Annotated in this window: 15 protein-coding genes; 6 read left to right on the top strand and 9 right to left on the bottom strand. The window is 67.8% G+C overall.

Going from position 1 to position 15,479, the window contains the following annotated elements; all coding sequences use genetic code 11:
* Positions 1-341: 341 nt before the first annotated feature.
* Together AB0L58_RS37075 and fadD11 are read left to right on the top strand one after the other, a co-directional pair.
* The gene (locus AB0L58_RS37075) at positions 342-1,574 is read left to right on the top strand and encodes a class I SAM-dependent methyltransferase (RefSeq protein WP_364394796.1); all 1,233 of its coding nucleotides are present in this window, start codon (positions 342-344) and stop codon (positions 1,572-1,574) included.
* 12 nt (positions 1,575-1,586) lie between these two features.
* Positions 1,587-3,401, top strand: coding sequence for a fatty acid--CoA ligase FadD11 (gene fadD11, locus AB0L58_RS37070; RefSeq protein WP_364394794.1), 1,815 nt, complete (start codon positions 1,587-1,589; stop codon positions 3,399-3,401).
* Between the two features lie 52 nt (positions 3,402-3,453).
* Here the strand turns inward: fadD11 and AB0L58_RS37065 are convergent, their stop codons facing one another.
* Positions 3,454-3,645: a ferredoxin gene (locus AB0L58_RS37065; RefSeq protein WP_364394792.1), complete on the bottom strand. Its 192-nt coding sequence runs from the start codon at positions 3,643-3,645 to the stop codon at positions 3,454-3,456.
* Complete coding sequence (locus AB0L58_RS37060) at positions 3,642-5,063, bottom strand: cytochrome P450 (protein WP_364394790.1); 1,422 nt, start codon at positions 5,061-5,063, stop codon at positions 3,642-3,644. Before AB0L58_RS37060 ends, AB0L58_RS37065 begins: the two co-directional genes overlap by 4 nt.
* Before the next feature lie 118 nt (positions 5,064-5,181).
* Between AB0L58_RS37060 and AB0L58_RS37055 the strand changes: the two genes are divergently transcribed.
* Positions 5,182-5,844: a TetR/AcrR family transcriptional regulator gene (locus AB0L58_RS37055; protein ID WP_364394788.1), complete on the top strand. Its 663-nt coding sequence runs from the start codon at positions 5,182-5,184 to the stop codon at positions 5,842-5,844.
* Positions 5,845-5,989: 145 nt separating this feature from the next.
* Here AB0L58_RS37055 and AB0L58_RS37050 read toward each other — a convergent pair whose 3' ends face one another.
* The 3 genes from AB0L58_RS37050 to mshC form a co-directional block, all read right to left on the bottom strand.
* Positions 5,990-6,964, bottom strand: coding sequence for an MBL fold metallo-hydrolase (locus AB0L58_RS37050; protein ID WP_364394786.1), 975 nt, complete (start codon positions 6,962-6,964; stop codon positions 5,990-5,992).
* A 375-nt stretch (positions 6,965-7,339) separates the two neighbouring features.
* A complete protein-coding gene (locus AB0L58_RS37045; protein ID WP_364394784.1) occupies positions 7,340-7,519 on the bottom strand; it encodes a hypothetical protein in 180 nt (59 codons plus the stop codon).
* Between the two features lie 23 nt (positions 7,520-7,542).
* On the bottom strand, positions 7,543-8,781 hold the full coding sequence (gene mshC / locus AB0L58_RS37040) for a cysteine--1-D-myo-inosityl 2-amino-2-deoxy-alpha-D-glucopyranoside ligase (protein ID WP_364394782.1): 1,239 nt from the start codon (positions 8,779-8,781) through the stop codon (positions 7,543-7,545).
* 239 nt (positions 8,782-9,020) lie between these two features.
* Between mshC and AB0L58_RS37035 the strand changes: the two genes are divergently transcribed.
* Positions 9,021-9,893 carry an LLM class flavin-dependent oxidoreductase gene (locus AB0L58_RS37035; protein WP_364394780.1) on the top strand — a complete coding sequence of 291 codons (873 nt, stop codon included), beginning with the start codon at positions 9,021-9,023 and terminating at the stop codon, positions 9,891-9,893.
* A gap of 93 nt (positions 9,894-9,986) precedes the next feature.
* Here AB0L58_RS37035 and AB0L58_RS37030 read toward each other — a convergent pair whose 3' ends face one another.
* From AB0L58_RS37030 to AB0L58_RS37015, 4 genes are all read right to left on the bottom strand, one after another.
* Positions 9,987-10,769: an SCO1664 family protein gene (locus AB0L58_RS37030; protein ID WP_364394778.1), complete on the bottom strand. Its 783-nt coding sequence runs from the start codon at positions 10,767-10,769 to the stop codon at positions 9,987-9,989.
* A 3-nt stretch (positions 10,770-10,772) separates the two neighbouring features.
* Positions 10,773-11,357, bottom strand: a complete 585-nt coding sequence (locus AB0L58_RS37025) for a DUF3090 domain-containing protein (protein WP_062993133.1) — start codon at positions 11,355-11,357, stop codon at positions 10,773-10,775.
* A gap of 83 nt (positions 11,358-11,440) precedes the next feature.
* Positions 11,441-12,184, bottom strand: coding sequence for a histidine phosphatase family protein (locus AB0L58_RS37020; RefSeq protein ID WP_364394775.1), 744 nt, complete (start codon positions 12,182-12,184; stop codon positions 11,441-11,443).
* A 16-nt stretch (positions 12,185-12,200) separates the two neighbouring features.
* Positions 12,201-13,130 (bottom strand): undecaprenyl-diphosphate phosphatase, encoded by a 930-nt coding sequence (locus AB0L58_RS37015; RefSeq protein WP_364394773.1) that lies wholly within the window; start codon positions 13,128-13,130, stop codon positions 12,201-12,203.
* A 237-nt stretch (positions 13,131-13,367) separates the two neighbouring features.
* Here AB0L58_RS37015 and AB0L58_RS37010 point away from each other — a divergent pair, with 237 nt between their 5' ends.
* Together AB0L58_RS37010 and AB0L58_RS37005 are read left to right on the top strand one after the other, a co-directional pair.
* On the top strand, positions 13,368-14,345 hold the full coding sequence (locus AB0L58_RS37010; RefSeq protein WP_364394771.1) for an aldo/keto reductase: 978 nt from the start codon (positions 13,368-13,370) through the stop codon (positions 14,343-14,345).
* Positions 14,346-14,373: 28 nt separating this feature from the next.
* On the top strand, positions 14,374-15,411 hold the full coding sequence (locus AB0L58_RS37005; protein WP_364394769.1) for an ABC transporter substrate-binding protein: 1,038 nt from the start codon (positions 14,374-14,376) through the stop codon (positions 15,409-15,411).
* Positions 15,412-15,479: the final 68 nt, after the last annotated feature.

Here is a 15,479-nt window from a genome sequence, read left to right as displayed (position 1 = left end):
CCAGACCTCGAGTAGTATGCGCGGTGGTCGTGGACGCCTGTGCCGAATGCGAACATGTGAGCGCGCCAGGTTCACGCCATACCGACCGGGGCGCGGGCGGTGGGAGTGCCTATTTTCCGGGCCCGGTGCGCCGTGACGGCGGCCCGTATGCGAATCTCTAGGTGTCGACTCAGGGAAGGGGCTGCTCATGACGCTCGGTATGGTCCTCGGCGACTTCGGTGCTAGCGCTTCGACGCGGGACCGCTAGTCCGTCCTTCCAGCCACGGCTGACTCGGCCGTTCGCCCGCTCCTCGTCGAAGTGCTCTCCGTGCCAACGCACGTCCGATCACGAGGAGCACCCCATGTCGACCATTCGGTGGACCGAAGCAGACACCGACCACAGCGCGCGGTGGCATTCCGAAAGCGCGGCGGCCGCGCCCGAGCACATCATCGTTGCCGATGACCGCATGCGCGCCGAAACCGCCTATCGCCTGGCCTGCCAGGGCACGGCGCTGCTGTGGCGCGGAGATTTCCACAACGCGCGTCAGCTGCTGCGGGCATTGAGCCGCCGCATCGACCGCAAACCCGTACCGGCGAGCGCAGGACCGGCCGAATCCTTTCACCTGTATCGACGCGCGCGCGGGCAGCGCGCGCGGGTGTTGGGCCGACTGATCGTGCAGTTGGAGCCGGACCATTCACTGGCATTGCGGCGCGCACCCGATGTGCGGCAGGCGTGTACGCAGGCGTACGGGTCCGCGCGGGAGCCGATGGTGATCGCGTTGACCGAATTACTCGGCGCGATCGGGGCGCACCAGTGGCGCGAAAACGGTGTGCCGGTACCGGCTCTCGGCGCGCGGATCCACCCGCACTACGGGGTGTTCTCCCCGGTGCGCGGCGAATACGTCGATCTGGTCGCCCAGGCGCCATTGCCGGTCGAGCATCGTAGGGCATTCGACCTCGGAACCGGAACCGGTGTGCTCGCGGCCGTGCTGGCCCGGCGCGGCGTCGGCCACATCGTCGCCACCGACATCAATCCGCGTGCACTCGCCTGCGCCCGCGACAATGTCGACCGCCTCGGGCTCACCGATCGCGTCGATGTCCAGGGGCCGGGCCTGTACCCCGACGGCCGCGCACACCTGGTCGTCTGCAACCCGCCCTGGCTGCCGATCCGTCCCACCTCCGCCATCGACCAAGGGGTCTACGATCCGGACGGTGTCATGCTCCGCGCCTTCCTGAACGGCCTGCCCGCTCACCTCGCCCCCGGCGGTGAGGCGTGGCTGGTGCTGTCCGATCTGGCCGAACGCCTCGGCTTGCGCACCCGCACAGAACTTCTCACCGCCATCGACTCGGCAGGGCTGCACATCGTCGACCGAATCGACACCCGGCCCCACCACTGCAGACCCCGCGACCGCACGGACCCGCTGTACGCAGCCCGAGCCGCGGAAGTGACATCGCTGTGGCGCCTGGTCTCAGGGCACCGTCCCAGCACCGGGAACTCGTCAGGGCCACAAGCTGATCCGTGGGGAAATCGGGTGAAAACGACGCGCGCGGGCCATGCGGCAACTTACGGTCTGGAGAACGTGTGGCCGAAGTGATTGTGGTGTGTGATGACCGAACCGAATACCTCCTGTGCCGCCTTTCAACGGGTGGCGGCGATCGATCCCGACGCGATCGCGGTGCGCTCCATCGGTGGCGGGCAGGCGTTGACCTGGCGCGAGTACGCCGAGCAGGTCCGGCAAATCGCGGCGGGACTGCATGCGCTCGGGATCGGGCGCGGGGATACGGTCGCGCTGATGATGGCCAATCGGGTCGAGTTCTATCCGATCGAGGTGGGCGCGCAGCACACCGGCGCGACGTCGTTCTCGGTGTACAACACCCTCGCGCCGGAGCAGTTGAATTATGTGTTCGGCAATGCGGGCAATCGGGTGGTGATCTGCGAGCAGCAGTATGTCGAGCGGGTCCGCAACTGCGGTGCGCGGATCGAGACCATCGTGTGCATGGATGCCGAGCACGCGGGCACGATCAGCCTGGCCGAGCTGAAGGCCAAGGGCCGCAATGGTTTCGACTTCGAAGCGACGTGGCGTTCGGTGCGGCCCGACGATATCGCGACGCTGGTCTACACCTCCGGCACCACCGGAAATCCGAAGGGCGTCGAGATCACCCATGCCAACCTGACCGCCGAAGCGCACGCGTTCAACGCCGTACTGCCCGTGGAGTTCGGCGACCGGCAGATCTCCTACCTGCCGACCGCCCATATGGCCGACCGGTTCACCGCCTTGTATCTGCAGGAGTACTACGGCGCCCAGATCACCGTCGTACCCGACCGCAATCAACTGCCCGCGGCGTTAGTGGATGCGCGCCCGACGATTTGGGGCGCGGTGCCACGGGTGTGGGAGAAGTTCAAGGCCGCGGTCGAATTCTCGGTCGCCAATGAACCCGACGAAACCACAAGGGCCGCACTGCAGTGGGCGCTCGGCGTCGCCGCGCGCAAGGCCGCCGTACTGCTGGACGACGGCACCGCCGATGCGGAGCTGGCCGCCGAGTGGGCCGAGGCCGACAAGCTGGTGCTGTCGAAGCTGCGCGCCGAACTCGGCCTGGACCAGGTGAAGTGGGCGATGTCGGGTGCCGCGCCGATCCCGCCGGAAACCCTCGGTTTCTTCTGCGGCCTCGGCATCCCCATCTCCGAGATCTGGGGCATGTCCGAACTGACCTGTGTGGCCAGCGCCAGCCCACCCGCCGAGGCGCGTCTGGGCACCGTCGGACGCATGCTGCCCGGTTCGGAGGCCAAAATCGCCGACGACGGCGAATTCCTGGTCCGTGGACCGCTCGTCATGAAGCGCTACCGCAAGGAACCGGGCAAAACCGCCGATGCCGTCGACGCCGACGGCTGGCTACACACCGGCGATATCCTCACCCGCGACGCGGACGGCTACCTGCGAGTGGTCGACCGCAAGAAGGAACTCATCATCAACGCGGCCGGCAAGAACATGTCCCCGGCCAGTATCGAGAACACCATCAAGGCCGCCACCCCACTCGTCGGCTCGATCGTCACCATCGGCGATGCCCGCCCCTACAACACCGCACTGATCGTGCTCGATGCCGAATCCGCGACCCCGTACGCGGCCCAACGCGGCCTGCCCGACGCCTCCGCCGCCGCATTGGCCGCCGACCCCGGCGTCATCGCTGACATCGCCGAGGGCATCGCCGTGGGCAACGCGAAACTGTCCCGAGTGGAACAGATCAAACGCTTCACCATCCTGCCCACCTTCTGGGAACCCGGCGGCGACGAAATCACCCTCACCATGAAACTGCGCCGCAAACCCATCGCGACCAAATACGCCACCGAAATCGAGACCCTCTACGCCCCAACGCTGTCCGAGACAGCGCACGCACCCGCCGCCCAGGTCGCCTCCGAGGTCTGACCTGGACCGATCGGGGTAGGCAAGCGTCGAGAGCGCTGCCGCGAAGGCGATCTCACGCCTCCGCGCGCAGGGCTTCGACGGGGCAGGTGTCGACGGCGAGCCCGACATCGTCGAGGTCGGGGATGGGGACGGGGTCGGTCAGGACGCGGACCTTGCCGGCGTCGTCGACCTGGAAGATGTGCGGTAGGAGGGCTTCGCACATGCCGTGTCCCTGACAGCGGGTTCGGTCGGCGGTGATTCTCATGCGGGCCGCCGGGTTTCGACGCGGGCGGCCCGCAACCGGAGCGGGAGCCCGTCGAGCGGGACCGGGCCGGTCGCCCAGCCCATCGGCGGCGCATATCCGGCGGGCACCGACCACCGGTAGCGCAACAGCATTCGATGCATGATCGCCTTGACGGTCATACCGCCGAAGTACAGGCCGATGCATTTGTGCGCGCCGCCACCGAAGGGTGCCCAGACATAGCGGTGGGCTTTGTCCTCCTGGCGTTCGGCGGTGAACCGCTCCGGATCGAAGACATCCGGGTCGTGCCACCAGCGGTCGATACGCATCGCCGAATGCGAGCCGATGACGACCAGCGTGCCCGCCGGTACGAAGTGGCCTTGAATCGCGGTGTCGCGCACCGTCTCCCGGATCTGCTGGCCGACCGGTGAGTACATCCGCAGGATCTCCTTGAACACCAGATCCAGGGCGGGCAGCCGGTCGAGATCGTCGTAATCGAGCGAATCCTTGCCCAACGCTTGGGATTCGGCGCGTAGCCGGTCCTGCCACTGCGGATGCAGACCGAGTTGATAGCCCATCATCGCCAGCGCGATGGTGCTGGTGTCGTGCGCGGCCATCAGCACGAAGATCAGATGGTCGACGATGTCCTGGTCGGTGAAGGTATGCCCCTCATCGCTGGCGGTGTGGCACAGCACGCTGAACAGGTCGTCGCCGGTGCCCGCGCGTCGGGCGGGCATTTCCTGGCGGCAGTAGTCCTCGAGTACCTTGCGGCCGCGTAAGCCCTTCGCCCAGACTCCGCCGGGCAGATTGGTGCGCACCCAGGCTTGTCCGCCGCGCACCGCATCGATGAACGCGCGCTCGAGCTGTGCTGCCTCGGGGCCGAGGCGGGCGCCCATGAACACCTCCGACGCCGTGCGCAGCAGCAGATGTTTGGTGGCCGGGAAAAGCTGAAAGTCATCGGCGGGCAACCAGTCATCCATACCGCGGGCGATCGCCGGTGTGGTGATGTCGAGATAGCCGACCAACCGTGGCCGGGTGAAGGCCTGTTGCAGGATGCGCCGGTGGTAGCGGTGTTCGTCGAAATCGCGCAGCAGGATGCCGCCACGGAAGAACGGTCCGATGAAGAAGTCGTAGCCGCCCTTGGCCGAGTACACCTTGTCCCGGTCCGCGAGCACCTCCTCGATCCCCTCCGGGCTCACCACCGTCACGACCGGTCGCCCGAGTAGTCCCGACCACTGCACGGAACCGTATTTCTCGAAGCGCCGCCGGGCGAAATCGAGGTTGTCCGTCATGGCTGGGAGTGCGTGCCCGATCACGGGTAAGCCGTAATCGCCTAATATCGGCCGCAATTCGCTTCCGGCGGGTGGTTCGGCAAGGACTCGGGTCCGCGACGGATAGCGCTCGGCCAGCGCGGATGCGGCGTACTTTGCCCGTCGGCCCATCGTCGACATCATGGTCGTCCTCTCGCACCCTTGCGAAAATCATGTGATCCACACCATACAGGAATCGATGGTTTCCGTAAACGGTTGTTTCCTGATTTGCCTGCGGCATACTGAGCCTGTGACACGGGCAGCGACCGGGATCTACCGCGGCACCTCCGCCGAGCAGCGGCGCGAGGAACGTCGCCGTCGCCTGATGGATGCGGCCCTGGACATCATCGGCACCCAGGGGTGGGCGACCACCACGGTGCGCGGAGTCTGTGAACAGGCCAAGGTCGGCCCGCGCTTCTTCTACGAGAGCTTCCCGGACCTCGACGCCCTGGCCGCTGCCGTGCACGACGAGATCATCGACACCGCGATCCGCAGCTCGCTCGAGGCCCTCGCCGCGGCCCCCGAGGGCATTCCGGCCAAAATGCGCGCGGCCGTCACCGCCATCGTCACCTCCGTTATCGATGACCCGCGCCGTGCTCGCATCGCCTTCGCCGAGGCCCACGGCAGCGAAACCCTGATGCGCCGCCGTGCCGCCGCCATGCGCACCATCGCCGACGTCGTCGCCGATCAGGAACGCGCCCTGCTCGACCCACCACCGGGCAGCGACACCCTCGTCCGCGCGGTCTCGCTGATGATCACCGGCGGTGCCGCCGAATTGGTTCTCGCCTGGCTCGAGGGCGGCATCGATCTCACCCGCGACGAACTCATCGACCTCTGCGTCGAATTCGTCCTCACCTTCGCCGACAACCTGGCCACCATGGCCGCCCGCCTCCCACCCAGACCAGCTCCCTGAACCGCGTTGCCGTCCGGGTGCCTCGCCGAAGCAGAGGAGTCCGAGCAACCACGATCGCAGTGCAGTGGCGGTAGTCGGGAAGGTGGCATCGGCTGCCGCGACCGCCGATCGAGTGAGCGGTCGTAAGGCGTTGTGGGAGTGGCGGTCAGAGCGGGAAGGTAAGGCGCTGGGGGCTGATGTAGTCGACCGGGTCGTGCAGGGGGCGCAGGTCCGGGCGGTGGTCGGTGGGGATGCGGGCCAGTTCGCCGCGCAGTGGGATGTCGTAGGTGGCGGCGGAGGCGGTCAGGCCGGGGAACCAGTTGTCGTGGTGGGTGGGGACGAAGAGTTTGGGGCGGATGGCCTCGATGTAGCGGCGGGGGTCGCGCAGACCGTTGGTGATCTGGTTGAAGCCCTGGACCGCGCCGATCTGCAGGTCGGTGGCCGGGAGGTCGGCGAAGACGTCGAAGACCTGTGGGGCCTTCTCGGTCAGCGGGCCCGCGGAGTCATGCCAGACCAGCGAGAATCCGGGCACGCGGAACTGGTAGAGCAGAGTGCCGCCCTCCGGATCCCGCAGGCGCGGCACACTCTGCAATACACCGGCCAGTGTGGGTGGATGCCGCATCAACGCGCGCAGCTCCGGTAGCGGGAAGAACGGCGCGGACCCACCGGGCCGCTCAGGAGCGGTGGGTGCCGAGTGCACATGTCGGACCGCGGTGACCTCGACCGGTCCCACAGTGAACTCGTGCCGTTCCCCGGGCGGCGACACCCCGTCCCCGAGCGCGACCGTCCGGAATGTCGGATCCGCCACCTGCGCACGGATATTCACACCGTGATCGGCGGTTCCATAGACGACCGCCCCCGACGCCTGGGCGATCCGACCGGCATCAGCGGCATGATCGAAATGGCCGTGCCCGATGAAAATCGCCTCCGGCGCCAGATCCGCCAGATCCTGTGCCGTCGCGGGCACATAACCGGTGCTCGTCAGTCGCGGCACCCACGCATCCAGCAGAAACACCGATCCGGCCATGGCGAACGCGTAGGTGGTGCACCCGACCCAGGACAACACCACGCGATCCGCACGCACCGCACCGGTGTCCGGATCCACGACGTCGGCACCGAAGAACCGCACCCGCGCGGCCACGGTCCGCGGATCCGCAGGTGCCGCCGAGGCCTGCAACCGCCCTGCCGCCCCAGCGCCGAGCGCAGACCACCGCCCCACCAAGCCCCGGGGATGAATGCCGCACACCCGTGTACAACATCATGGATCCACTCCCCGAACAACCCACACCCCGATCCCGACGTGCCCCGCCGCCACCGTCGGACCCGGTATCGCTCATCACACAAGCGCTTTCGCCGCCACACGCCCGATCACCGATACCCGCGCAGTCGACCAGCTGTCACGCGTGGGATACGGCCGCCTGCACGCCGAACCCGATCAGTACGACCCCGGTCGCTCGATCCATCGTTCGGCGCACAGCAGGCCGTTCGAACAAGGCACGAGCTCTGGCCGGGAGTATCACATAGCCACGAGAGTGAGTATCGCGTGGACGAGCACCAGCAGCGTCATACCGACGCGCACGGCCAGACCCGCCACCGCGCGCTTCGCCGCAACAGCCATAGGACCGAGCACCATGGTCGACACGGCGAGCACACCGAGCATCTGAACAAGCGCCGACCGGGTATCGCACCAGCTCATAGCCCCGCTGCGCAACCGCGGGACTACAGCCGCACGCCCAGCAGACCGTCTACGGCGGTCGCGATCAAGGCCGGGGCCGCCGGGTCCTGGCCCCCGTAGTTCAGGGCCTGGTTGGCCCAGTTGTCCACGGCGGCCAGGGCTTTCGGGGTGTCGAGGTCGTCGGCGAGGTGCTGGCGAAGGCGGGCGACGGTGTCTTCGGCGGCGGGGCCCGACGAGCGGGCGGTGGCACGGCGCCACAGGTCCGAGCGGGCGGTGGCCTCGGCGAGGACGGTGTCGGTCCACATACGATCTTGCCGGTAGTGACCGGCCAGCAGGCCGAGGCGGATGGCGGCGGGATCGACACCCGCGGCGCGCAGCTTGGACACGAGCACCAGATTGCCGCGCGACTTCGACATCTTCTCGCCGTCCAGGCCGATGAGACCGGCGTGCACGTAGTGACGGGCGAAGCGGCGGCCCGCGATCAAGGACTCCGCGTGGGCCGCGGAATATTCGTGGTGCGGATAGATCAGGTCGCTGCCGCCGCCCTGGATATCGAATTCGGGGCCGACGCGGTTGAGCGCGATCGCCGCACACTCGATATGCCAGCCGGGGCGTCCCGCACCGAACGGCGCCGGCCAGGAGGGCTCGTCGGGACGTGCGGCGCGCCACAGCAGCGCGTCGATGGTGTCACGCTTGCCGGGACGGTCCGGATCGCCGCCGCGCTCGGCGAACAGCCGTTCCATGGTTGCGCGGTCGTAGCCGGACTCGTAACCGAACTGTTCGGTGGCATCGGCGCGGAAGTAGATGTCGGGATATTCGGCATCGTCGACCGTGTACGCCGCGCCCGATGCCAACAGCTTCTGCACGAACTCGACGACCTCGTCGACGGACTCCACGGCGCCGATGTAGTCGCGCGGCGGCACGATGCGCAGGGCGGACATATCCTCGCGGAACAGATCGATCTCGCGGCTGCCCAGCTCGCGCCAGTCCACACCGTCGCGGTCGGCGCGCTCGAAGAGCGGGTCGTCGACGTCGGTGACGTTCTGCACGTAGTGCACCTCGTGACCCGCATCGCGCCACAGCCGGTTGACCAGGTCGAAGGTCAGATAGGTGGCGGCATGCCCGAGATGGGTGGCGTCATAGGGGGTGATCCCGCAGACGTACATTGTGGCCGTAGGGCCCGGGGTCACCGGGCGAACCTGCCGGTCGGCGGTGTCGTACAACCGCAACGGTGGCCCTGCTCCGGGAATTGTCGGTAGGGCGGTATCGGACCAGGACTGCATGGTTCGAGGGTAAAGGTGTGGCGGCGGCCATTGCGCCGCACCCTGCTCCCAACGGTAGGTTGGGTGGTAACCGCGCCGGACCTGACCTGCCCCGATGTCGCCGAAGCCGGATGTCAATGTTTGTCGTCTGGTGGATCGAATTGCCGCGAGTGGCGCAGGTCACTGCCGCCGAGTTCGCTGTGCGAGCAGTGGTGCCCGAATTCGGCCGGGGCCGAGTGTGATCGCGCTAGGTTGGTCGGGTGACTGTGCTCGGTGCGGTGTCGATGCCCCAACTTTCCCCCGAACATTTGATCGCGGTGGCGGCCGCGGCCGATGACAGCGGTCTCGAAGAACTGTGGTTGTGGGAGGACTGCTTCTGGGGCGGTGGAATCGCCAGTGCCGCAACGGTATTGGCGCGGACCGAGCGGGTGCGCGTCGGGATCGGGGTCATGCCGGTGCCGCTGCGGAATGTCGCGCTCACCGCCATGGAGGTGGCGGCGCTGTTGCGGCTGCACCCAGGCCGGGTGATTCCGGGTTTCGGACACGGTGTGCAGGAGTGGATGGGACAGATCGGTGCGCGCGTCGAATCGCCGATGACGCTGCTGCGGGAAAACTTGGATGCGCTGCGCGGCCTGCTGAACGGTGAGAAGGTCAGTGCCGCAGGCCGATACGTGCGCCTCGACAATGTCGCCCTGGACTGGCCGCCCACCACACCGCCACCGATCACCGCCGCCGCGACCGGCCCGCAGACGCTGCGCCTGTCCGGCGAACTCGCCGACGCCACCATCCTCACCTCGCGAACCACCCCCGACGGCGTCCGCGCCGCGCGTGCGCGCATCGAGGAAGGCCGCGCGAAAGCCGCACGCACCGAACCACATCGGGTCATCGTCAACCTGCTCACGGCCACCGGCCCGGACGCGGCCGAACGTCTGACCGCCGCCCAGCAACGCAATTCCGGCGAGCACCCGCCCGAGGCGGGCGCCGCGGGTGACGCACACGCCATCGCCGACGCCGTTCGCCGCTACGTCGAGGCGGGCGCCGACACCGTCGTCCTCGAACCCACCGACGACGACCCCGACATGATCGACTTCGTCCGCTTCGCCGGAACCGAGGTGCGTCCGCTGGTGAGCTGAGCGGGGTACGAGGCGGTTCGGCATCGAGCTGCCCGTGCACTTCGGCATTCGATGCAACACGGCATCATCCGCTATCGCGGGCAACGCCCCAGGTCAGAACGCGGGCCACGGAATCGGCCGCGAGGTCCTCGGCATCGGCATCACCGGATTGTCCAGCAACTCCTGCGCGCGGTCGCCGAGCGCCTCGATCTCCGCATCGGTGATATGCGGTGCGAGATCATCGGCGAGCGCGCCGGGCAGCTCCTTGGCGAAGGCGGCGATATCGGCCATCAACCCGTCACAGATGGGATTGCCCGCCCACCCCCACAGCACCGTGCGCAACTTGTGCTCACTGTGCAGGCAGATGCCGTGGTCGACGCCGTAGACCTGCCCGTCGACACCTTCCAATGCGTGCCCGCCCTTGCGGTCGGCATTGTTGAGCAGCACATCGAGCACCGCCATCCGCTGCAGCCGCGGATCGTCGGCATGGATCAGCGACACTTCGTTACCCGCCGGATCCTGGGCACGCAGCACCTCGCAGAACCCGTCCGGCACCGCACCCAGCGGCACCAGATCGACCAGATCGAGCCGGTTGCCCTGATCGGTGTGGTTGTCCACCGACTCCACCCACCGCTGCACCATGCCCGGTCCATAGGGGCCATCACGCAGGATCGTCTCCGGAATCACACCCCAGCCGAGCGCATCCGACACCCGATACGAGGCGACCTCGCGCCCGGCCAGCGTGCCATCCGGGAAATCCCACAGCGGCCGCTCCCCGCGCACCGGTTTGTAGACCACGCGAACGCCGTCGGTATCGCAGACCAGGGTGACATTGCTCGCGGTCGTCACCCGCCCGATCACCGTCAACTCCGCGGTGTGCCACCGAGGCTCGGCCACGGACTACTCCTCGAGCTCGGCCGCGCCGAAGATATCCCCGCGCTTGTATCCGTTGGTTCGCACACACATATGCCCGCGCGCCGAAAGCGGTTCCCCGCACAGCGGGCACGGCGGCCGACCCGCCGCGATCACCCGGGTGGAACGCAACGCGAACTCCCGCGCCTGGATCGGGGTCAGGAACACCCGCACCGCGTCGGGCCCCTCCTCGGTGTCATCGAGCACCACCGATTCGTCGACCTCGGTTTCGGTGATCGCCAGCAGCTCCACCACCACCGCACCCGCGTCGGCGTCCCAGCCCAGGCCCATGGTGCCGACCCGGAACTCGGCGTCGATCGGGGTCACCAGCGGGTCGCTATCGGAGATGTCCTCGGCCTGCGGCGGCACCTCGGCGCCGAAGCGGCGCGCGACCTCGTCGAGCAGCAGACCCATCCGGTCGGCGAGCACCTTGACCTGTTGCTTCTCCAGCAACACGCTCACTACCCGGGGTTCCTGCACGGCCTGCAGGTAGAACGCGCGATCGCCCGGCTCACCGACGGTCCCGGCGACAAAACGATCGGGGGTGCGAAATACGTGGATTGCGCGAGACATCTGCACCTCCTGATACGTGACCCTGATCGACTACCCGCGGCGCTGGACTCCGCAACACGCCACCTACTCGTTTACAAGGAATTTCAAAGCTCCGCATTCCCATTATCCGCACTCGGGGTACCACCGAGCTCCCCACCGGGAACCGGACCGGCCTCGGGCGCTGCCGGAGTCCCGGAATCCGAGGCGGGCCGTTGCGGTTTGCTCGCCAAACCGGACAGATCCGCCCCTGTGTCGTTGAGTCGAACCACATACGGCGCGGTCGGGGTGTAGCGCACGATGCTGATCGAGGCCGGTTCCACCACGATGCGCTGGAAACCGTCGAGGTGCAGGCCGAGCGCGTCGGCGAGCACCGATTTGATCACGTCACCATGCGTGCACGCCACCCACAAGACGTCGTGACCGGCCCTTTCGGCGAACCGTCGATCGTGCTCGCGTACCGCGGCCACCGCACGGATCTGCACCTGTGCCAGCCCTTCGCCGCCGGGGAAGACCGCGCCGGAGGCGTGCCGCTGCACCACCTTCCACAGCGGCTCGTTCAGCAGATCCGCGATCGCCTTGCCGGTCCAGTCGCCATAGTCGACCTCGATCAAACGATCGTCGTATTCCGGTTCCAGACCGAGCTTTTCCGCAAGCGGTGCGATCGTGCGCTGACAGCGCAGCAGCGGCGAATGCACGATGTGCTCGATCGGCAGGGCGGCGAGCCGTTCGGCGACGGCGCGGGCCTGGGTGTTGCCGTGCTCGGTGAGATCGACGCTCGCACTGCGTCCGGCGAGGGTGCGGGCGGTGTTCGAGGTCGAAACACCGTGCCGCAACAGGATCACCGTCATGACACCAGCCTAACGATCATGTCGCCGACACCACTCCACCGGCGAGCAGGCCCATGACCGTCAGCCCGAGCACGATGCGGTAGCCGACGAACCAGTCCAACGAATGTTTGCCGACGAACTTCAACAGCCACGCCACCGAGGCATATCCCACGACGAATGCCAGAATCGTCGCGACCAGCAGTTGCGGACCGCTGGCATTGAGACCCTCACCGGCCGGTTCGAACGCGTCGGGCAGGCTGAACAGACCCGATGCCGTCACCGCGGGAATGGCCAGCAGGAAGGAGAACCGCACGGCCGCTTCACGCTCCAGTCCGAGGAACAGACCCGCCGTCGCGGTCGCACCGGAACGCGACACCCCAGGAACCAAGGCCAGACATTGTGCCAAGCCCATGATCAGACCGTCGCGGGTGGTCAGCTGCTCGATCGGGCGGATCTTGCGTCCGTAGTATTCACCGGCCGCGATGACCAGCGCGAACGCGACCAGCATGAACGACACCAGCCACAGATTACGGGCGCCGGTGCGGATCTGATCCTTGAACAGGAACCCCAGCACACCGATCGGGATCGTCGCGATGATCACATACCAGCCGATGCGGTAGTCGAGTTCGCGTTGGGCCCGCTCGTCCAGGACGCGCTTGTGATCGGCGGTGATGACCGGAAGTCGCATGGTTGGCTGATCGTGCAGCGCCAGCTCCGGCTGGCCACGTTTGGTCAGCTGATCGCGCAGCCCGGCGAACCACGCGACGATGATCCGCCAGATGTCCTTGGCGAAGAACACCAGCACCGCCGCCTCGGTGCCCAGCTGGGTGACCGCGGTGAACGAGGCGCCCGCGTCATCGCCGAAGAACACCGCCGACACGATGCGCAGATGCGCCGAAGAGGAGATCGGCAGAAATTCGGTGAGACCCTGCACCAGACCAAGAACCAAGGCCTGCACCCAGGTCATCGACTCACCGACCACGAACCAGCCTCCACTTCCGCCCGAAATATCCGTTCCTACTGGGCAATTGGTCCGGCGATCGATCACATCGCTGTGACCACCGCCGCAATCACGCAGCGACAGTACAGTGTCGAGTTCGCGGCGGCATGCCCGGCTCGACCGTGCGACCCACGGTGCTGGTGGGCGTCGAGTTGCGTATCCACACTCTAGGCTTGGCGCCGTGACGATTGCGCGGGCACGGTGATGGAACAGCGGACGGTCGGCCGCAGCGGCCTACGGGTGTCCCGGATAGGACTTGCGACCCACACCTGGGGTGCGCATACCGACACCGATGATGCGGCGGTGCAGTTGGTGGCGTTCGCCGAGGCGGGCGGCACCTTGGTCGATACCTCCCCCGCCTACGCCGGCGGTGCGGCACAACGGATTCTGGCCGAACTGCTCGGCGATCTGGTCTCCCGCGACGATCTGGTACTCAGCGGCTGCGCGGGTGTCGCCCCGTGGATCAGGCCCGCACCGATCGGACCGACCGTGCCCGAGCCGGAGCCGGTGCGTCCGTCCGTGGACACCTCGCGTCGCGCGCTGCTGCGCCAGCTCGATCGGACGCTGCTCGAATTGGGCACCGACTATCTCGATATCTGGCATGTCGCGGCGTGGGATCCGGCGACCCCGCTCGACGAGGTCGCCGCCACTCTCGAATTCGCGGTGCGCTCCGGGCGCGTGCGCTACGCGGGTGCGCGTGGGTTCAATGCCTGGCAGGTCGCCAGCCTCGCCGCGGTCGCGCCGATCACCGTCGCGCAGACCCCGTACTCGCTGCTGACCCGGGACACCGAAACCGATTTCATTCCGGCCGCCCGGCATCACGGTGTGGGACTGATCGCCACCGCGCCGCTGGCCGGGGGCATTCTCACCGGCAAATACCGTGACGGGGTGCCCGCCGATTCACGCGGCGCGGATGAGGCGACCGCCGCCGAGATCCGGCACCGGCTCGACGACCACGCGACCCGGGTGGTCGAGGCGCTGGTGACTGCCGCGGACGGACTGGCCACCTCACCATTGGCCGTCGCCCTGGCCTGGATCCGGGACCGTCCCGGCATCGCGAGCATGATCGTGGGTGCGCGCGATATCGGGCAGCTCACCGGAGTGCTGGCCGCCGAGACATTGGAACTGCCGCGTGCCATCGCGGCCGCGCTCGACGATGTCAGCGCACGCGTGGCGGGGTGAGTCGATGAGAGAGGCTAGCCTTACCTGCATGAGGTTTCTCGACCGTGTCCGATCCGGCGGGGTGCGTTCCCTCCTGGCCGTGCTGGCACTGACCCTGCTGCTCGGTTCGGCCTGCGGTACCGACAGCGACGCCACGGGCAGCAGCGGCCGCGGGCCGGTCACCGCGAAACTGGAAAACCTCGATCCGGTGCCGATCGGGCCCGAACCGACGCCGACGCTGCCCGCGACCGTCCGATCCTTCGACGGGGCCGAGGTCACGGTTACCGATGCCAGCCGCATCATCGCCGCAGACCGCTTCGGCACACTCGCACAGACGGTTTGGGCGTTGGGCATGGGGGCCAAACTGGTCGGCCGCAGCACCGCGGCCGGGTTTCCCGCGGTGGCGAATCTCCCCATCGTGACCGGTGGCAGCGGTTCATTGAACGTGGAATCCGTGCTGGCACTGCGTCCTTCGATCTTTCTCACCGACAGCACCAGCGCCGCCCCGCAGGTGCGCGAGCAGCTGCGCGCGGCCGGGGTGACGGTCGTCTACTTCGATCCGCAGCGCACCATGGACGGGGTGGTACCGCAGATCGAGGCGGTCGCCGCCGCGCTCGGCGTACCGGATCGCGGCCAGGCCCTGGCCCAGCGCACCCGCGACGAAATTGCCGCCGCCAGCGCCGCAGTGCCCCAACAGGACAAACCGCTCACCATCGCCTTCCTGTACCTGCGCAGCACCGCCATCACCATGCTCGCCGGACCCGGCTCCGGCGCCGACGCGCTCATCGCCGCGCTCGGCGCGCGCGATGCGGGCACCGCGGCCGGATTGACCGAGCCGTTCGTCGCGATCACCAGTGAGGCCATGATCGCGGCCGCACCCGACGTACTGCTGGTGATGTCGGACGGGCTGAAGTCGGTCGGTGGCGTCGACGGGTTGGAAAAGGTGCCCGGCATCGCGCAGACACCCGCCGGGCGCAACAAGCGCGTGGTCGATATGGCCGACTCGGTGGTGTTGAGCTTCGGCCCGAACACCGGCCGGGTGATCGCCGCTCTCAGCGCGGCCGTGTACGGCACCAAGCCCGCATGAGCGGCGCGGCACATCGCAGCATCGGGCAGGTGCCGGTGTGAACGAAAGGGCCGGTGACACATCAGCGA

This window comes from Nocardia sp. NPDC052112 (assembly GCF_040680135.1).
Lineage (GTDB): Bacteria > Actinomycetota > Actinomycetes > Mycobacteriales > Mycobacteriaceae > Nocardia.
Note: the sequence above shows the minus strand (reverse complement) of the source record. Positions and strands in the feature narration are given on the sequence as shown.